15 protein-coding genes are annotated in these 16,951 nt (G+C 68.9%); 10 read left to right on the top strand and 5 right to left on the bottom strand.

Going from position 1 to position 16,951, the window contains the following annotated elements; translation table 11 throughout:
- Positions 1 to 3 precede the first annotated feature (3 nt).
- Together VNG13_06340 and VNG13_06335 are read right to left on the bottom strand one after the other, a co-directional pair.
- Positions 4 to 495: a DUF3145 domain-containing protein gene (locus tag VNG13_06340; GenBank protein ID HVA60140.1), complete on the bottom strand. Its 492-nt coding sequence runs from the start codon at positions 493 to 495 to the stop codon at positions 4 to 6.
- Between the two features lie 848 nt (positions 496 to 1,343).
- A complete protein-coding gene (locus VNG13_06335; GenBank protein HVA60139.1) occupies positions 1,344 to 2,090 on the bottom strand; it encodes a lysophospholipid acyltransferase family protein in 747 nt (248 codons plus the stop codon).
- A gap of 92 nt (positions 2,091 to 2,182) precedes the next feature.
- On the opposite strand from VNG13_06335, the gene VNG13_06330 reads away from it, so the two are divergent.
- Positions 2,183 to 2,596 (top strand): organic hydroperoxide resistance protein, encoded by a 414-nt coding sequence (locus VNG13_06330; GenBank protein ID HVA60138.1) that lies wholly within the window; start codon positions 2,183 to 2,185, stop codon positions 2,594 to 2,596.
- A 52-nt stretch (positions 2,597 to 2,648) separates the two neighbouring features.
- Here the strand turns inward: VNG13_06330 and VNG13_06325 are convergent, their stop codons facing one another.
- Together VNG13_06325 and VNG13_06320 are read right to left on the bottom strand one after the other, a co-directional pair.
- Complete coding sequence (locus VNG13_06325) at positions 2,649 to 3,389, bottom strand: peptidase E (protein ID HVA60137.1); 741 nt, start codon at positions 3,387 to 3,389, stop codon at positions 2,649 to 2,651.
- Between the two features lie 258 nt (positions 3,390 to 3,647).
- Positions 3,648 to 4,982: an MFS transporter gene (locus tag VNG13_06320; protein ID HVA60136.1), complete on the bottom strand. Its 1,335-nt coding sequence runs from the start codon at positions 4,980 to 4,982 to the stop codon at positions 3,648 to 3,650.
- A 252-nt stretch (positions 4,983 to 5,234) separates the two neighbouring features.
- Between VNG13_06320 and VNG13_06315 the strand changes: the two genes are divergently transcribed.
- A complete protein-coding gene (locus VNG13_06315) occupies positions 5,235 to 5,702 on the top strand; it encodes a hypothetical protein (protein HVA60135.1) in 468 nt (155 codons plus the stop codon).
- A 33-nt stretch (positions 5,703 to 5,735) separates the two neighbouring features.
- Here the strand turns inward: VNG13_06315 and VNG13_06310 are convergent, their stop codons facing one another.
- Entirely contained in the window at positions 5,736 to 6,191 is a 456-nt protein-coding gene (locus tag VNG13_06310; GenBank protein ID HVA60134.1) for a prepilin-type N-terminal cleavage/methylation domain-containing protein, read from the bottom strand.
- Between the two features lie 229 nt (positions 6,192 to 6,420).
- Here VNG13_06310 and VNG13_06305 point away from each other — a divergent pair, with 229 nt between their 5' ends.
- From VNG13_06305 to VNG13_06270, 8 genes are all read left to right on the top strand, one after another.
- Complete coding sequence (locus VNG13_06305; protein HVA60133.1) at positions 6,421 to 7,227, top strand: hypothetical protein; 807 nt, start codon at positions 6,421 to 6,423, stop codon at positions 7,225 to 7,227.
- Between the two features lie 118 nt (positions 7,228 to 7,345).
- On the top strand, positions 7,346 to 9,145 hold the full coding sequence (locus VNG13_06300) for an ABC transporter permease (GenBank protein HVA60132.1): 1,800 nt from the start codon (positions 7,346 to 7,348) through the stop codon (positions 9,143 to 9,145).
- Between the two features lie 32 nt (positions 9,146 to 9,177).
- Entirely contained in the window at positions 9,178 to 9,939 is a 762-nt protein-coding gene (locus VNG13_06295) for an ABC transporter ATP-binding protein (protein HVA60131.1), read from the top strand.
- Between the two features lie 78 nt (positions 9,940 to 10,017).
- Complete coding sequence (locus tag VNG13_06290) at positions 10,018 to 11,904, top strand: EAL domain-containing protein (protein ID HVA60130.1); 1,887 nt, start codon at positions 10,018 to 10,020, stop codon at positions 11,902 to 11,904.
- A gap of 317 nt (positions 11,905 to 12,221) precedes the next feature.
- Complete coding sequence (locus tag VNG13_06285) at positions 12,222 to 14,147, top strand: EAL domain-containing protein (protein HVA60129.1); 1,926 nt, start codon at positions 12,222 to 12,224, stop codon at positions 14,145 to 14,147.
- Entirely contained in the window at positions 14,147 to 14,932 is a 786-nt protein-coding gene (locus tag VNG13_06280; protein HVA60128.1) for a hypothetical protein, read from the top strand. The genes VNG13_06285 and VNG13_06280 overlap by 1 nt, the downstream gene beginning before the upstream one ends.
- A 368-nt stretch (positions 14,933 to 15,300) precedes the next feature.
- Positions 15,301 to 16,008, top strand: a complete 708-nt coding sequence (locus VNG13_06275) for a GAF and ANTAR domain-containing protein (protein ID HVA60127.1) — start codon at positions 15,301 to 15,303, stop codon at positions 16,006 to 16,008.
- A 5-nt stretch (positions 16,009 to 16,013) separates the two neighbouring features.
- Positions 16,014 to 16,805: a GAF and ANTAR domain-containing protein gene (locus VNG13_06270; protein HVA60126.1), complete on the top strand. Its 792-nt coding sequence runs from the start codon at positions 16,014 to 16,016 to the stop codon at positions 16,803 to 16,805.
- Positions 16,806 to 16,951 lie beyond the last annotated feature (146 nt).

Genomic DNA, 16,951 nt, shown 5'->3' with positions numbered 1-16,951 from the left:
GGGTCAGCCGGCCTGGGTCAGCCAGCGCACCGGTGATCCGGCCCCGGCGTGCCGGAACACCTCCAGCTCGTCATCCCACGGGCGGCCGAGCAACCGGTGCAGGCCGGCGACGAGGTCCACCGCCGTGCCGCCGATCCCCAGCAGCGACCGCAACCGTTCCTCGTGCACGAGCACGTCACCGCTGGCGCTCATGGCGCTGCGGTAGACACCGAGATCGGGCGTGACCGCATACCGCTCCCCATCGCCGCCCTCGGACGGCTCCTCGGTGATCTCGAAACGCAGCAACGTCCAGCCCCGCAACGCGGCGGCGATACGTCCCGCCGTGCCGGCCCGACCGCGCCAGCCGGCCTCTCCGCGCAGTTCTCCGGGGGCAGCCGGCTGCGGGGTCCAGGCGAGCTCGACGGGCACGCCGAGCACGCCGGCCACCGCCCATTCCACATGTGGGCACAGCACCGGAGGGCAGGAGTGCACGTAGAGGACGCCACGAGCGGGCACCACAACCTCCTGAGAACGAGGGACGCCTTCCCCGACGGCCTCGTTCCAGCCCGTAGCCCCACCATTGTGCACCAGATCGGCGCTGCCATGCTGGATTGGTGGATGTCGAGATCCTGCTTGGTCGGCGGCTACCTGGTCACGATCGGTCAGTCCGGTCGCGTGACGGAGCACGCGGTGCAGACCCCGGCGCCTGCCGGTCGACCTCGTCCTCGAGGTCACTGCCGATGCGCGGCTGGTCAGGGCGTCGTTCGAGTTCCTGCTGGCCCGCGAGCCGGCGACGTCGATCCTGCGCGCCTTCCGGCTCGACGAGATCGAGCGCTACTTCCCCGGATACCGCGGGGACCCGGCTCAGCGGCTAGCCGGGTCCTCGTGTTCGGTTGGCTCGGCGGCTCGGCCGCTGGGCCGCTCGGCCGCTCGGCGGGAGATCTGGTTCTCCAGGACGGTCAGTACCGGCGCCCGGTCCGCCCGGCTCCGACTCGGTCGGCCCGGGGGTAAGCCGTCGCGCCGACGGGCGAGCGGCTTGCTCGTTCGGTGGCCGGGCGCCCGGGGTTCGCGGCGGGGGCCACTCCCCCGGCCGGCTCGTCGCCTGGCCGGCGACCACGGAACGCCTCAGTTGGATCGCGAAACCACCCAGGGAGACACCGCTCGCGGCAACCCGCCAGCCGGTCCGCAGGACGAGCGTGGGCAGCCGGGCCGCGAAGCCGAGCACAGTGGACACGCCCAGCCTTTTCCCCGACGGACGGGTCCTGACACCGCCCCGCTCCCCCGCGAGTGTGCAATTTCCGCCGACGCCCACGCTGGGGCCGGGTCGAAAACCGTCGGAAATTGCACACTCGGTGGTCCAGGGCCTACCCGGGAGGAGGGGTCCGCCGGGACGCGCCGTCCAGCGCGGCCGCCTCTTCCGGAGTCGGCGCGGTGCCGCCGAGGTGGACCGGCATCCACCACGAGTCCTCGCCGGGGACCGCCCGGTCCGGATGCGCGTGCTGGGCGTCCACCAGCAGCGCCTGCATGCGCTCCCGGAGCTCGACCATGACCGCAGCCGGATCGGGCGATCCGGGAGGGATGGGCGCGCCCACCCGGACCACGACAGTGCGCCCGCGGGTGAAGTCGCGTGGGCGCCCCTTCGTCAGCAGCCGCTGGCCGCCCCAGGTGACCATTGGAATCAACGGGACGTTCGCCTCCGAAGCCATCCGGGCGGCCCCACTGCGGAACTCCTTGAGAGTGAACGACCGGCTGATCGTGGCCTCGGGGAAGACCCCCACGATCTCCCCGGCGCGCAGCGCGCAGACGGCGGCCAGGTAGGAACCCGCACCCGCCGAGCGGTCAACCGCAATGTGGTGCATCCCGCGCATCAACGGCCCGGCGATCCGGTGGCGGAACACCTCGTCTTTGGCCATGAAGCGAACCAGCCGCCGGGAGGGGCGCGCCGCGAACCCGCAAAACAGGAAGTCCAGGTAGCTCACGTGGTTGCTCGCCAGGACCGCCCCGCCGGTGCTCGGGATTTGCTCGCAGCCGCCGAGGTCGAAGTGCAGGCCGAGCGCCCGGAAGGCGCCGCGCGCAGCCGCGATCACCGGAGGGTAGACGAGCTCGGCCACGGGCTAGAGCCTCGCACACGGCCGGGTGCCGCGATCGTGCGAGGCTTACCGTTCAGCCGAGGTATCCGGAGGATGACGTGACCACTTCCCTGATCAAGCCGCTGTACACCGCGCGAGCCACCGTCGTAGGCGGCCGGGACGGCCGCGCCATAACCGACGACGGTTCGCTCGACGTCGCGATCAAGCCACCTAAGGAACTTGGCGGCCCCGGCGAGGGCACCAACCCCGAGCAACTGTTCGCGGCCGGGTACGGCTCGTGCTTCCAGAGCGCGCTGTCCACGGTCGCGCGGCGGCAGAAGGTTGAGACCGGTGACTCGACGGTTGAGTGCTCCGTCACGCTCGGCACCATCGAGGGCGGCGCCTTCGGCCTCGCCGTGAACCTGCGGGTCACCATCCCGGGCCTCGACGCCGACACAGCCCGCACCCTCGTCGAGGCGGCGCACGCGGTCTGCCCGTACTCCAATGCGACGCGCGGGAATGTCGAGGTCACGCTGGAAGTCGGGTGACCGTCCGGGCGCGGACCGTCGGGTGACCGTCCGGGCGCGGGCTGTCGCGGGCCTAGTCGCCCGGCAGCAGGCGAGGCGTGATCGCCTCCTCCTTCGCCCGACCATCGCGATCCCGGTACACGTGGTAGGCCGCGACGTTCGGGCGGTCCGCGACCACCTCGGCGAGGGTCTCCTCGACGTAGACAAGGCCGACGCCGTCGTCGGTGGCGTAGCCGGACGGCAGCGTCCCGTCGGCGACCAGCTGGTGGTAGAGCGGGCGCCGCTGCTCCTCGCTGTCGTAGTGCACGCCATTCGAGGTCGGGAGGAAGGCGAGGCCGTTAGTCACCGGACGCAACTCCGGTCCGAAGGAGTCCGTTGTCCCTCCGACGTGCCAGCACAGCGATCCAGCCGACACCCCACCTAGGACGACACCGGACTGCCACGCCTCGCGCAGCACCTCGTCGAGGCCGTGTGTTCGCCACACCGCGAGCAGGTTGGCCACACTTCCACCGCCGACCCAGATGACGTCCTGAGCGAGCAGGTACGAACGGACGTCCTCGACGTTGGGCATTGCGAACAGCGTGAGGTGCGAAACCCGAACGTCGCTGCCAGCGAACGCTCCGTAGACGGCGCTGATGTAGAGCGGGTTGTCGCCAGTCGCAGTGCCGAGAAAGCACAGTCGCGGCCGGTCCGGCCGCCCGGCGAGATCGAAGGTCAGGTCGAAAATCGGGCCGGGGCGCCAATCCCACGGATTGCGCTCCCGTGAGAAGAATCCGATGCTCGTCGCGACGATCGTCGGGGCTCCGGCAGCCACGGATCAGCCCGCTTCGGCCACCGACGGGCAAGTGGCCGCCGGCACGAGGTTGGGCGTCTCCTGATTCCGGGCATCGCGCCCGACCGAACCCGGCCCGGCCCGCTGCCCGTCACTGTGCATCCGGTCGCCCTCTCTCTCACTCGGCGCACCAACCGGCCACGACCTTCAGCCTCGGGAGCGCGTTGGCGGATCCTCTCAGACGATCGGTTCCAGCCGGACGGCAATTCGTCCGCGCAGGTCGACCGCGGACCTCCACCGTCAGTCAGCGGCGGCGACCTCGTCGCCCGACGATGGCCCGTCCTGGCGGGCACCGGGCTCCTCGGGCCGGGGCCAGAGCGGGTTGGCCCGAGCCGCATGTGGGGTCACCGTCGCGATCGGGGGTGACCAGCGCAGACCGGTGACCGCCGGAACCGCCAGAACGCCAAGGGTGGTCGCGACCAGCCAGCCGGTTGCCAACCACAAGGTGGTGGACACCCCGAGTGTCGCCGCGATGGGGCCGGCCAGCGCGTAGCCGACCGGCAGCAGGGCGAGTGATCCGAGCCAGTCGTAGGAGCTGACCCGGGACAGCATCTCGCGCGGGATCTCCCGCTGCAGGGTCGTGTCCCACAGCGTGCCGAACATGGCGAAACCAGCGCCGCCGAGCAGGGCCCCCGCGGCGATCACCGGGACCGGGGCGACGGCCGCCAAGAGCGCCGGCGTCGGAGCGAACCCCAACGTGCACAACGTCGCGACGAGCAGCGGGCGGCGCGGGCGCACGTGCAGCGCCACCACGCCGCCGAGCACCGAGCCGATCCCGAAGACGGCGAGGATCGTGCCCCACGCAGCCGCCCCTCCCAGATGCTCCTTGGCGACAACCGCGCCGAGCACGATGACCGGGGCGTAGACGAGCATGTGCCACAACGAGAACTGCAGGACGATGACCCAGAGCCAGGTCTTCGAGCGGAAGAGCCGCCAACCGTCCCGCAAGTCGCCGAGCGCGGTGGACCTCCCGTTCCGGGCGGTCCGCGCAGGCAGCCGGAGCCGGAACAGCGTGCCGGCACTGACCAGAAAGGTAGCCGCGTCTACCGCAACCGCGGCGCCGGCTCCGGTGGTCGCGACCAGCAGGCCGGCCAGACCCGGCCCCGCGACCGCACCGATCGACCAGGACAGGTTCTGCAGGGCGTTGGCCTGCTGGAGCCGGTGCTGACTGACCACCTCGGGCACCAGGCCGGTCATGGCCGGGAAGAAGAACGCCGCCGCCGCGCCCCAGACCACTTGTAGCGCGACGAGCTGCCACAGGTGCCAGTGCCCGTCGATGAGCAGCGCAGCGGTCAGCGACTGGGCCAGGAATCGCAGGACGTCGGAGCTCAACATGACCAGCCGGCGGGGGATCCGATCGGCGATGATTCCGCCGCCGAGCAAAAAGACGATCATGGCGACGGTGGACGCGCCCAGCACCACGCCGACCTGGCGGGCATTGCCGGACCGGTCGAGAATGGCGAAGCTCAGCGCCACCGGCGTCATGTTGTCGCCGACGACCGAGGCGACCTGACCGAAGAACAGCAGCCGGTAGTTCCGCTCCCGGAGCGCCGCCAAGCTTTTCGGGAGGCCCACCTGGCCACCGTAGGCACCGGGTGTCGCCGCCGCTACCGGGTTTCGCGGTAGCTCGTCCCGACAGCCCACGCCCGCCGCCCGCGATCAGCCACCTCCGGCCCGTACGCTCCCGGCATGTCCTTTGGCGACGACCCGCGGCCACCCGACCCCCAGCCGGCGCCGGGTCCCGCCGGTTCGGGCCTTCAACCCTGGTCCGGGCCGACGTGGGACTCCTCCCCCCGCGAGCGGAGCGGGCACGCGTCGCCTGGACCAGTGCCGACCGCCGTGTCGGTCGCGTCGCTGCTTCTCGTCGTCAACCTGCTATTGAGCGTGTCGGTGACGGTTCTCGCACTCGCCGACTTCGACCAACTCGCGCGGGTGGCTCTCCGGCACCTCGCCGCCGGAACGGACTTGCGGCTGGCGCGGCAGACGTTTCGTACCGCCCTGTACGTGCGCGTGGTGGCCAACGTCGCGGTGGGTGTGCTCTACGTCTTCCTCATCGTTCGGCTCCGCCAGGGTCGCTGGCGGGTCTGGCGCCGGATGGTGTGGCTGTCCGGGGCAGGGGCGCTAGGCATGCTGTTTCTGTTGACCAGGCCCTATCCGGCTGTCTTCCACGCCGAGCAGGCCGTGCAGCTCGTTGTGCTGCTGGGCATCCTCGCCTGTCTGCTGACTCCCACGACCCGGGCGTTCATCGAGCCGAATCCGCGTCGGGTCCCGATCGGCGCGAGCACGCGCAGATGAACGGCCGGGGTATGACGGACCGCCCGTCGGCCGCTAGCCCAAGCTGGTCGGTGGGGCGGCTGCGCAGGCTCCGCCGGCCGTGGCCGGTGGTGACAGGCTCGGCGTGGCTACCGACTGGAGGCCACCGGCCTCGCTGTCCCACCAGTAGTAACTGCCGTCCGGGGCCAGGGCGGCCGCGCAGTACCCGGTGTTCGCGACTACGCCGACACCGAGCTTGATGCCGACCGTCTGCCTGAAGCCCTCCGCGGCCAGCTCGGCGGCCCCGCCGCTGATGTACTGGTCGTGGTCGCCGAGGTAGAACTCCTCGGCGGAGGCCAGGTTGCGCAGGTCGCTCTTGGCCTGGCCGGCATAGGCATTCTCGCGGGTCTTGAGGAACGCCGCGATGGCGATACTGGCCAGGATGCCGATGATGACTACGACGACCAGCACCTCCACCAAGGTGAACCCGGACTCGTCCGAGGACAGCTCGCGGCGCCGCGAGGTGATCACGTTGTTTCCTCTCCCCGGAGTGGGCGCCGGAACAGTTACGTTTTAGGCTGACAGGCCAAACTGTGGCGCACCGGGCACCCCGAGGGCCAGCCCTGCCCGCGAGAATGACTAGAAGAGATCACCTCTCGGGCTTGGCAGCTACGCCGGTTGGCGTAATCGCAGCCCGATCGGTGCCGGCGAGCCCGGGGCCATCGTCGAGAACCGCGGCGACGCCACCTAGCCTGAGCGAGTGCCGCGCCGGGGACGAACGAGGCTCCTCCTCGCCTCCGCTGTCGCGGTGGCGGCAGCCATAGCGGGCGTGCTCGTGCTGGATAACCGTGGCCCCCACGAAGCCCCGTTCTGCCGGGTCACGACCGGGTCGGCGGGCTATCTGCTCGACCAGGAGCAAGCGAGATACGCGACGACGATTGCGGCGATCGGCAAGAGCCGGGGGTTACCGGACCACGCGGTGACCGTGGCACTCGCCGCGGCGCTGCAGGAATCCGGCTTGCACGATCTAGGAAGTGGCGACCGGGATTCGGTGGGCCTGTTCCAACAGCGTCCCTCGCAGGGCTGGGGCAGCAAGCCGGAGTTGCTCAACCCGGTCTATGCGGCCTCCGCGTTCTACCAACATCTCGCGCTGGTCACCGGTTGGGAGACCCTACCCGTCACCGAGGCCGCCCAACTGGTGCAGCACAGCGCCACCCCGGACGCCTACGCCGTCTGGGAAGCCGAGGCCCGCACCCTCGCCGAAGCGCTGACCGGGGAGGTCCCGGCGGCGTTCAGCTGTTCGATCCCGCCCACGAGCCCGCCCCCCGGTGCTGCAACCGCGCTCGCGACCGCAATGTCCGACGAGTTGGGCTCGGCCACCCTGGGGACGCCCCTCCCAGCCGCCCGCGGGTGGACGGTGGCCAGCTGGCTCGTCGGACACGCTGCGGAATTCGGCTTGAGCCAGGTGGATTTCGCCGGGCGTCGATGGGCCGCCGGCCAGGACCGGTGGGTGGCGGCCGGATCGCGATCGACCAATGTCACTTTCCGTTGGAACCTCCGACGTTGACCGGGCGCGAATCGGCGTCCGTCGCCTGATCGACCGACCCTGCCGGCTGAATTCAGGTTCGGCTCAGGAATCCGCTGTACGAACACCTCTGGTGCCCTTTCGGAGGACCGGAGTACACGTGCGCCGCTTCAGCTACGCCATGAATGAACTTCGCCGTCGCAGATCCCGGACGATTCTCACCGCGCTCGGCCTCGCGTCCGGGGTCGGCCTCGTGATGGGCATCGTCGGGGTCTCGCAGGGGCTCGATCAGGCGCAGCACAAGGTGCTGTCGCCCCTGGCATCGGTTGGGACCGACATCCTGGTGACCCGAACGGTCGCACCAACCGCGAGCGGCGCAACGCCAAGCACTCCGGCCTCGCCCGCGCCGAACCAGGCGGGTGGCGGCGGATTCTTCGCCCAGGGCGGTGGCCCGGGAGGCGGGCGTGCCGGCGGGGGGGCCCTCGCCTCGCTCAATGCCGCGGACACCGCGGCGCTGCTCAGCGAGAACAGCTCGGTCATCACGGACTTGTCGAAGCTCGGTAAACCGGGCACCCGGTTCACCCGCGACTTCTTCCTACCCGGGACCTTGCTGACGTTCCCGTCGGCCGCGATCGCAGAGGTCGCTTCGGTGCCCGGCGTAACCTCAGCCGTCGGCGGGCTGACCTTGTTGGCACAGCACGAGACGGGCACCGTGCCTAAAATCGTCGCCAGCATCCGCACCGGTGGTGAGACGCTCACCGCCACCGCTCGCCCCGCGCCGCTCACCGACGCCGAACGGGCCGCGCTGCGAAGCTGCATCGAGGCGAGCGGCGGTTTCGGCGGGGGAACCGGCGGCGGGGGGGCTGGCCCGGCGCCTGCCGGGGGCGGTCGGAAAGGGGGCGGCGGCCTCGGCGGCTTCGGTGCCGGGGCGTTCGAAAAGTGCCTGCCGGCGCGTTTCCAGCAGTACAACGCCACCGTCACGGCGCCGCTTCGTACTATCCAGCAGATCGTCAACCCCCCCTCAACCGACACGGCCAGTCAGAGCTACACCGCCGCCGGCATCGACCCGGCCTCACCGGACGCGGGTCTGGTGACCCGAGCGCAGCTCGCGGCGGGCTCGTGGTTGTCGGTTTCCGCACCCGACGAGGTTCTAGTCAACACGGCCTACGCGACCAAAAAGGCCCTCGCCGTCGGGGCTGATCTGCCGATCAACGGGCAGTCCTACCGGGTCGTGGGTCTGGTTAACCCCACCCTCACCGGGAACACCGCCGATCTGTATTTCCCGCTGTCGACCCTACAGTCGCTGTCGAGCAAATCCGGGCGGGTCAACGAGGTGCTCGTGAAGGTGGCAAGCGCCTCCGACGTCGACCGGGTCGCTGCCCGCCTTGCCGCCCTCTTGCCCGGTGCCCAGGTGGTGACCGCCAAGAGCCTCGCCGATGGCGTCACCGGCAGCCTGCACAACGCGCAGCAGCTCGCCTCCCGCCTCGGCGGCGCGCTTGCGCTCATCGTCCTTGCCGCTGCCTTCGTCATCGCGGTGCTACTTACGCTCTCCTCGGTGGCCAAACGGGTACGCGAGATCGGCACTCTCCGCGCACTCGGGTGGTCGCGCGGGCGAGTCGTTCGGCAGGTGCTTGCCGAGACGGTCGGTATCGGGGTGCTCGGGGGGGCGATCGGCGTCGCTGCTGGCTTTGTCGTGGCCGCCGCGGTGCATGCCTTCTCGCCGGCTTTGACGGCGTCGAGCACCGGCGTCGCGGCGGGCGCGTCCTCGGTGTCGGCGCTGTTCCACCAGGCACCGCCCACGGCCGTGACGACAATCATTCACCTAACGGCACCGATCTCGTTGGCCACGATCGCGCTCGGGATGGGGTGTGCGGTGATGGGCGGACTCCTCGCCGGCTCGGTCGGCGGCTGGCGGGCCGCCCGGCTCTCGCCGGTGGTCGCTCTGCGGGACCTCGGATGAGTAGCGATCGATCCCGCGATGGGGAGCCAACGGTGACCGACGGTCCGCTCTACGTGCTGGAGGGGGTCGAACGTCGATACGACCGAGGTGGGGCCACCGTGCACGCGCTTCGCAAGGTGGACCTGACGATCGACCGGGGCGAGCTCCTCGCGGTCGAAGGGCCGAGCGGCTCAGGTAAGAGCACGCTGCTGCAGCTTTTGGGTGCGCTGGACACCCCGACATCGGGAAGGGTCGGATTCGACGGACACGAGCTCGCTGACGCCGGCGACCGGACCCTCACCCGGCTGCGCAGCGAGGCGATCGGTTTCGTCTTCCAGCAGTTCAACCTGATCCCGACGCTCACCGCCGCGGAGAACGTCGAGGTGCCGATGTTGCCGCGTGGGGGTTCCCGGGAGGAGCGGGCGGCCCGCGTCAGTGAGTTGCTCGATCAGGTCGGACTTGCCGACCGTCGCGGCCACCTGCCGTCCCGGCTCTCCGGCGGGGAACAACAACGCGTCGCGATCGCACGCGCCCTAGCGAACCGGCCCCGGGTCGTGCTCGCCGACGAACCAACCGGCAATCTGGACTCGGCGACCGCAGGGGAAATCGTCGATCTTCTGGTCCGCCTGTCCGAGGACCAGGGGGTCACCGTCGTCCTCGTCACCCACGACGAGGAGGTCGCCTGCCGGGCGCGGCGGCGGGTACGTCTACGCAGCGGCGAGGTGGCCGCCGACACCCGCGGGCCGCAGGTCGGACGGGACCGGCCCGGGGCGCCTCGTGCGGAAAGCGTCACTCGGGCACAACTCGACACGTAGGAGTACACTTTTCGTCGTAACTGTCGATTGTCGTCGCCTGGTCCCAGCGGCGCGCGTCTCGCGTGCCGGAGGGGGCCGATGGAAGCTAGGCGACAACTTTCCGACGTGCTCAGCGAGTTCGCCCGGACCTTGGTGACGGACTTCCCAATCCAGGCCATCCTCGATCACCTGGTCGCTCGGATCGTCGAGATACTGCCGATCAGCGCGGCGGGGGTGACGTTGATCTCGCCCGGCGCGGATCCCCGGTATGTGGCCGCTTCGGACGACTCAGCACTGCGCTTCGAGCGACTCCAAACCGAGCTGGGCGAGGGGCCGTGCCTTGCAGCCTACGGATCGGGGGAGGCAGTCGCAGTTCCCGATCTGAACGAGGATGACCGGTTTCCGGTGTTCGCGTCTCGCGCACTCGAGGAAGGCCTCGTGGCGGTCTTCACCTTTCCACTCCGCCATGGCGACCAGCCGCTCGGAGCCCTCGACCTGTACCGGACGAGCGCCGGGTCGTTGACCGCCGAGGAAATGGCGGCGGCCCAAACGTTGGCCGATGTAGCCACCGCATACCTTTTGAACGCTAGGGCGCGCAACGACCTTCGGGAAGCGTCCGAACGCGCTAAGCAAAGCTCCCTCCACGACGCATTGACCGGATTGCCGAACCGGGCGCTTCTCCTTCAGAGACTCGACCACGCGATTCTGCGCGGCCGCCGTTCCGAAAAGACGCTGGCGGTCCTGTTCGCCGATCTCGACAAGTTCAAGTTGATCAATGATGCCTATGGGCACCATGTGGGTGATGAGCTGCTCATCGCCGTCGCCGAGCGGCTGACCGGGCTGCTAAGGCCCGGCGACACCCTGGCGCGCCTGGCCGGTGACGAGTTCGTCATTCTGTGCGAGGACCTCGACGGGCCAGCGCAGGTCGAACCCCTCGCCGCCCGGATCGATCGGGCGTTGGCCCGGAGTTTCGTGTTGTCCGGTATCCAGGTCCAGGTAAGCGCCAGCGTCGGCATCGCCTTCAGCGACCGGGATGACGATTTCCCGGAACGAGTGCTTCAAGACGCGGACATGGCGATGTACCAGGTCAAGCGCAAGGGTGGCGCCTGCCACGCCACCATCGACCTACGCGACGACCGCGCCGCGAACGAGAGAGCTAGCCTGCGCCACGATCTACACGGCGCATTGGCCCGCGGAGAGCTGCGCACGGAGTACCGGCCGATCGTGGCGACGGCGGCGGGCCGAATCATCGGTGTCGAAGCCCTCCTCCGCTGGCATCATCCGGTTCTCGGTATCCTGCCGCCCGAAACGGTTGTCCCCCTCGCGGAGCGATCCGGCCTCATCGCCGAGATCGGGCGCTGGGTACTGGACCGCGCCTGCCGGGACCGGAGCCGTTGGCAGGGTCGGGACCCCCAAAAGCTTGGAATCTGGGTCAACGTCTCCGCCCACCAACTCATGGCCCCTGGGCTAGCTGCCGCGATTAGCACGCTGCTCGCCGACACGCGCACCGAGCCCGGCTTGGTGACGCTCGAGGTGACCGAGAGCGTCTTCATCCAGGACAGCGCCCGAGCACTCGTCGTGCTCGACCAACTCAAACGTCTCGGCCTGCGGCTGGCGCTCGACGACTTCGGCGCCGGATACTCGTCACTCGGCTATCTCAGAAAGTTCCCGTTCGACGTCGTCAAGATCGATCGGTCGATAACCGCGGACCTCGACCGCGACCCAACAACTCGCCTCATGGTCACGGCGATCGTCGGGCTGGCCCACGGCCTGGACATGACCATCGTGGCCGCAGGTGTCGAGACCAGCAGCCAGTACCAAACGATCTTGGCGCTCGGGTGTGACGCCTACCAAGGCTTCCACTTCTCCCAACCCAGGTCCGCCGCCGGGCTCGCCCCATTGATGTCGGACCAGACGGATGGGCCACGGCAGATCTACCCGGATTCCGAGCAACTCCTCGCACCGGGCCGCATGCTGTACACCTGATTCCGAGTGCGGCCCGCCGCCCGGGGGGGCCAGGAAGGCACGTCGCCGACGGCGGTGCCGGCCGGCATGCGGCAGCAGCGGTCTTCACGCCACCGGCGAGCCAAGCCGCTGCGGTGGAAGCCGAGCGGACATGCCCAGAAGTAGTCATTTTGAGCGGTTATGCCACCGGTTGCTTCAGCGGGGACTCCGAGGGACCGACCCAGCTGGAAGAGCCCTCGACGGCTTGGAACCGGCGCGGCCGGGGAGGCGATGCATTGAACCGGCAGACCAGCTCGCCCGCCGAGCATGCCGTCGCGCAGTCGGAGGACCGCGGCGGCATGCCGGTTCCCGCGCGCTTCTGGCCGCCGCACCGGCCACACTTCTTACCGGAGGGTCGCCGGCTGTCGGACGAAGTGTGGCAGCAACGCCACCGCGGCCTGACCTGGCTCCTCTGGGGCCACCTTCCAGCGCTGTACCTCTTCGCACTGATCCGTGGCTACGGCCCGCTCGGCGCAGCGGTGCAGGTGGCCGTCCTGATTCTACCGGCGTCGGTGGCCATGGTGCCCCGGCTCAGCCGCAATATCCGGTCCGCCAGCACTTCGATCGGCCTCGTGATCGCAGCATCGGTATTGGTCCACCTATCCGGTGGGTCGATCGAGGCCCATTTCCAGTTCTTTGTCATCCTTGCCTTCCTAACCCTGTACCAGGCATGGCTGCCGTTCCTACTCGCCCTCGCCTACGTCGTGGTCGAACACGGGGTGGTCGGCGCGCTGGACCCCCGTGCGGTCTACAACAACGCAGCGGACATCGCCCACCCGTGGAAATGGGCCGCCATCCACGGCGGGTTCGTCCTCGCCGCCAGCATCGCGAATGTCCTGAGCTGGCGTCTCACCGAGCAGGAAGCGTTACACGACGGCTTGACCGGGCTACCGAACCGGGTGTGTCTGCTGGACGCACTCGACAAGCTCCTCGATGGGCGTGCGCGCGGAACGACCGCGGTGCTCTTCGTCGACCTCGACAATTTCAAAGACGCCAATGATGGGTTCGGTCACCACGTCGGAGATCTACTGCTCCAAGCCCTGTCACAGCGCCTGCGAAGCCAGTTGCGCGTGGGGGATCTGCTGGCCCGCCTCGGCGGAGATGAGTTCGCGGTCGTCCTGACCGGCGTGAGCTGTCGCCAAGCCGCGACGGACACCGCCCGACGGATCCTGGATGCATTCCAGGAACCGGTAGGAATCGGAGAGATCACGCTGGCCTCCTTCGCCAGCATCGGACTGGCGTTTGCTGAGCCGGATACCAGCTCCGCCGCGGACCTGCTGCGCAATGCCGATCTGGCGATGTACGAAGCAAAGCGCAGCGGAGGCGGCCAAGTCGCTGAATACAAGCCGATGCTGCACTCCGCGGCCCTTCGTCGCACCGAGCTGGAAGCGGAACTGCGCATTGCCCTCGACGAGCAGCAGTTCGAGCTGCATTACCAGCCGATCTTCGACCTCCCGACCCAACGGCTGGTCGGCACCGAAGCGCTGCTCCGGTGGGCCCATCCCACCCGGGGACTCCTCCCACCGGCAGAATTCATCACGGCGGCGGAACAATCCGGCCTGATCATGCCCCTCGGGGCGTGGGTGATTAGGGCCGCGTGCCGACAGACCGCCGCCTGGCACGCCCTGGCTCCGGACCGGACACCGCTGACCATCGCGGTGAATCTCTCCCCACGCCAGCTCGTAGATCGCACCCTGGTCGACACAGTGGCTGAGGCGCTGCAAGAGAGCGGCCTCCATCCGTGGTCCTTGTGCCTGGAGATCACCGAAGGGTCCGTGATTCGGGACTTCGACGCCACCATGCCCACACTCAACGCGCTGCGCGTCCTGGGGGTCTCCCTCGCCCTCGACGATTTCGGCACCGGGTACTCCTCGTTGAGCTATCTCAGGCAGCTTCCGGTTACGTCGGTCAAGATCGACCGGTCGTTCGTCGGCGACCTGGACACCGACAGTCCGAACGCCCAGATCGTGCTAGCGATCATCGAACTGGCCCACGCCCTTGGCATGTCCGTCACCGCGGAAGGAGCGGAGACAACGACCCAACTCAGCGTGCTCAAAGCGATGCACAGCGACCAGGTGCAAGGCTACCTGCTGGGCCGCCCCATGCCTGGTGGCGAGATCGGTCACATCCTCGACGCACTCCCAGCTGCGACGGTTCAGCCGCCCATGCCACGGCCCGGCACACACGACCGGGCTCACGCCGAACTTCGCCAAACTAGTAGTTAGTGACTGATGTGTTCGGCTCCGCAACCGCCGTCGTCGTCATCGCGGCATCCGCGCGCCTCCCGCTCGCTAGTCATCTCTGGCATCTGCTCGAAGGAGCCGGGTTCCTCGTCACCGCTCTGATCGGAATCGCGGCCGGCGAGCATGTCGAGCGCAGACATCGGCGAGCCTCAAAGGCGGCAACGACCGCCGCCGGGCAGCTAAACCTTCACACCCGCGCTACGAACGGCCCTGAAGGCGAGATGTCGCCGTCGAACCGGCAGAGGCCCCCAACGGTCGTGACGCCTGGGGAAACTGGGGGCGGAGTCGAGTGGGGAGCCATCCTGCTCACGTTGATGGCGGTGGCTAGTGCCGCGGCTGCGGGAGTGCACTACGTGGTCATGCCAGCCCACTTCCGCGAGGCGACCCTCTACGGCGTCTTCTTCGCTCTCGCCGCCACTGTCCAGCTGGGCTACGCCGGGCTGTTAATCACTCGGGCGTCCCGCCCACTGATCGTCGTAGGTGTGGCTGGCAATCTGACGATCGTGTTGCTCTGGCTGCTCACGAGGACGGTCGCGATTCCGCTCGGCCCAGCAGCGGGCAGCACCGAAGGCTTCGGTGGGTTAGACATTTTGGCCAGCACGTTCGAGGCCGTAGCGGCCGCGGCCGGCATGCTGATCCTGTTGCGTCATTCGCTCAGCTCGCGGCCGGCGGTCCGCCGGGCAGCCCTCTCCCCGGTGTGCGCCGTGATCGCCGGCGTGGCCGCCCTCGCGCTCGCCACCACGGCCACCTTCGCGCCGCCCAGTTAGACCTCTCCGACTGCCTCCGGACGGAGGGCTGCGGCGCAATCGACGCTTCGGGCGTCCGGGCGAGGGTTACGGGCGGTTCGGACTGCCACCGGGATCCTCGCGCGTTGGGTGCCGGGATTGCTCTTGAGCGGTCGGCCGGACTCAGGGTCGGGCGGGGCCGGGGTATGGTGGGGTTTCCCGCACGCGGAGAGCGTTCGCTTCGAGGTGCGGTCGGTCGCACCGACCCAGACCCTGTGGGGCCGCCGGAGCCCACGACACTACCGTCAGGACGGTGGCGAACCCGGTGACCCTCCCAAGCTCCGCCCGGCTCCGGATCCGGTGCCGTCCTCGGCCGACCCGGCATCCGGCCCGGGCCGAACGGGGGTCTGGTGAGCGCCACGCTAGGTGACCTGGAAGAACCGCCCGATGATGACGCGTGGGCCTTGTCGGGGCCAGAACTCGTCTGCCGCGCGGCAGTGCGCACGCTTGGGATGAGCGGCGCGGGCATCTCGGTTATGACGCCGGCGGGACACCGTGGCACGGTCTGCGCGAGTGACCAGGTTGCGTCGCAGGTGGAGGAATTGCAGTTCACCCTTGGGGAGGGTCCCTGCATCGATGCGTTCAACAGCGGCGGCCCGGTTTTGATCTCTGATCTCGCCAGGAGTTCGGAAAACGCATCCAGGTGGCCGGTGTTCAGTCGCGCCGCGGTGGTCGCCGGGGTACGGGCGCTGTTCGCGTTCCCGATCCAGATAGGTGCGATCCGGATCGGCGCTCTCGATCTCTACCGGGTCGAGCCGACCGCCCTGACTCCGGCCCAGCTATCCGCCGCACTGAAGCTCTCCGACGTGGTGGCTGTCTCGCTGTTGGACCTCCGCTCCGGAAACACGACGGCCCGTGGTGACGGCGGACCGGTCGGAGCCTCCTACCGACTGGAGGTGCACCAGGCCACCGGGATGGTGATGGCCCAGCTGGGGGTGGGGATTGATGAGGCCTTTGTCCGGCTGCGGGGGTATGCCTTCGCCCGTGACATTTCGGTGGCCGACCTGGCGCGCGACATCGTCGCCGGTATGATTCAGTTCCATCTCGAGGACGGATAGGCACGATGAGCGACGATTCCCACGCTCGTCAAGTGACCGAGGCAGCGGACATTCCCCGGGAACGGCAGCTCGCCGAGGCCTTCGTGAGCCTGGCCGACACGTTGGTCGCGGATTTCGATGTCCTGGAGGTCCTCGACCTGCTGGTCCGCTCCTGTGTCGATGTGCTGAATTCCACCGCCGCCGGGCTGCTGCTCGGTGACCAACGCGGAAACTTGCGCGTCATGGCATCCTCGAGCGAGCAGACACACCTGCTCGAGGTCTTCCAGCTGCAAAGCGATGAAGGACCTTGCCTGGAGTGCTACCGGAGTGGGATGCCGGTCACGGTTGAAGATCTCAATGCTGAGGCTTCGCGCTGGCCCAGGTTCGTCCCCGAAGCGCTGGCAATGGGATTCCGCACCGTACATGCCCTGCCGATGAGACTACGCTCGCACACGATCGGCGCGCTAAACCTCTTCCATGCGGAAGGCCAACGCATCCCGGAAGCCGATCTGCCGGTGGCGCAAGCGCTGGCCGACGTGACGACGATAGGTATCTTGCAGCAACGAGCCATCGTCGCCGGGAACGTGTTGGGTGAGCAGCTCCAGACCGCGCTGAACAGCCGCGTCGTCATCGAGCAGGCCAAGGGATTGCTTGCCGCTCACGGTCAGCTGGACATGGATGCGGCGTTCACCAAGCTGCGGAGCTACGCCCGCAATCACAATCTCCGGCTCAGTGACGTTGCGCGTGACCTAACGCTCGGTGCTCTGGCGCCCGACGAAGTTCTGTCCTCTCGCCCCGCCAGGCATCCCACCCGCTAAGCCTCGATCCACGTGCGCCGTGAGGCGCTGCTGTTTGAGTAGGAGGTGAGAGACCTTCGCCGCTGGCCCTGTCGCAGCAGGGCGGTGAAGCTGAGGGCAGCCTGCTTCGGGAGGTGCCGGGGTGGGTGGGAGCAGCCCTGACAAAG

The organism is Mycobacteriales bacterium (assembly GCA_035533475.1).
GTDB lineage: Bacteria > Actinomycetota > Actinomycetes > DATLTS01 > DATLTS01 > DATLTS01.
The sequence above is the reverse complement of the archived record's forward strand: the minus strand, read 5'-3'. Positions and strand labels throughout refer to the sequence as shown.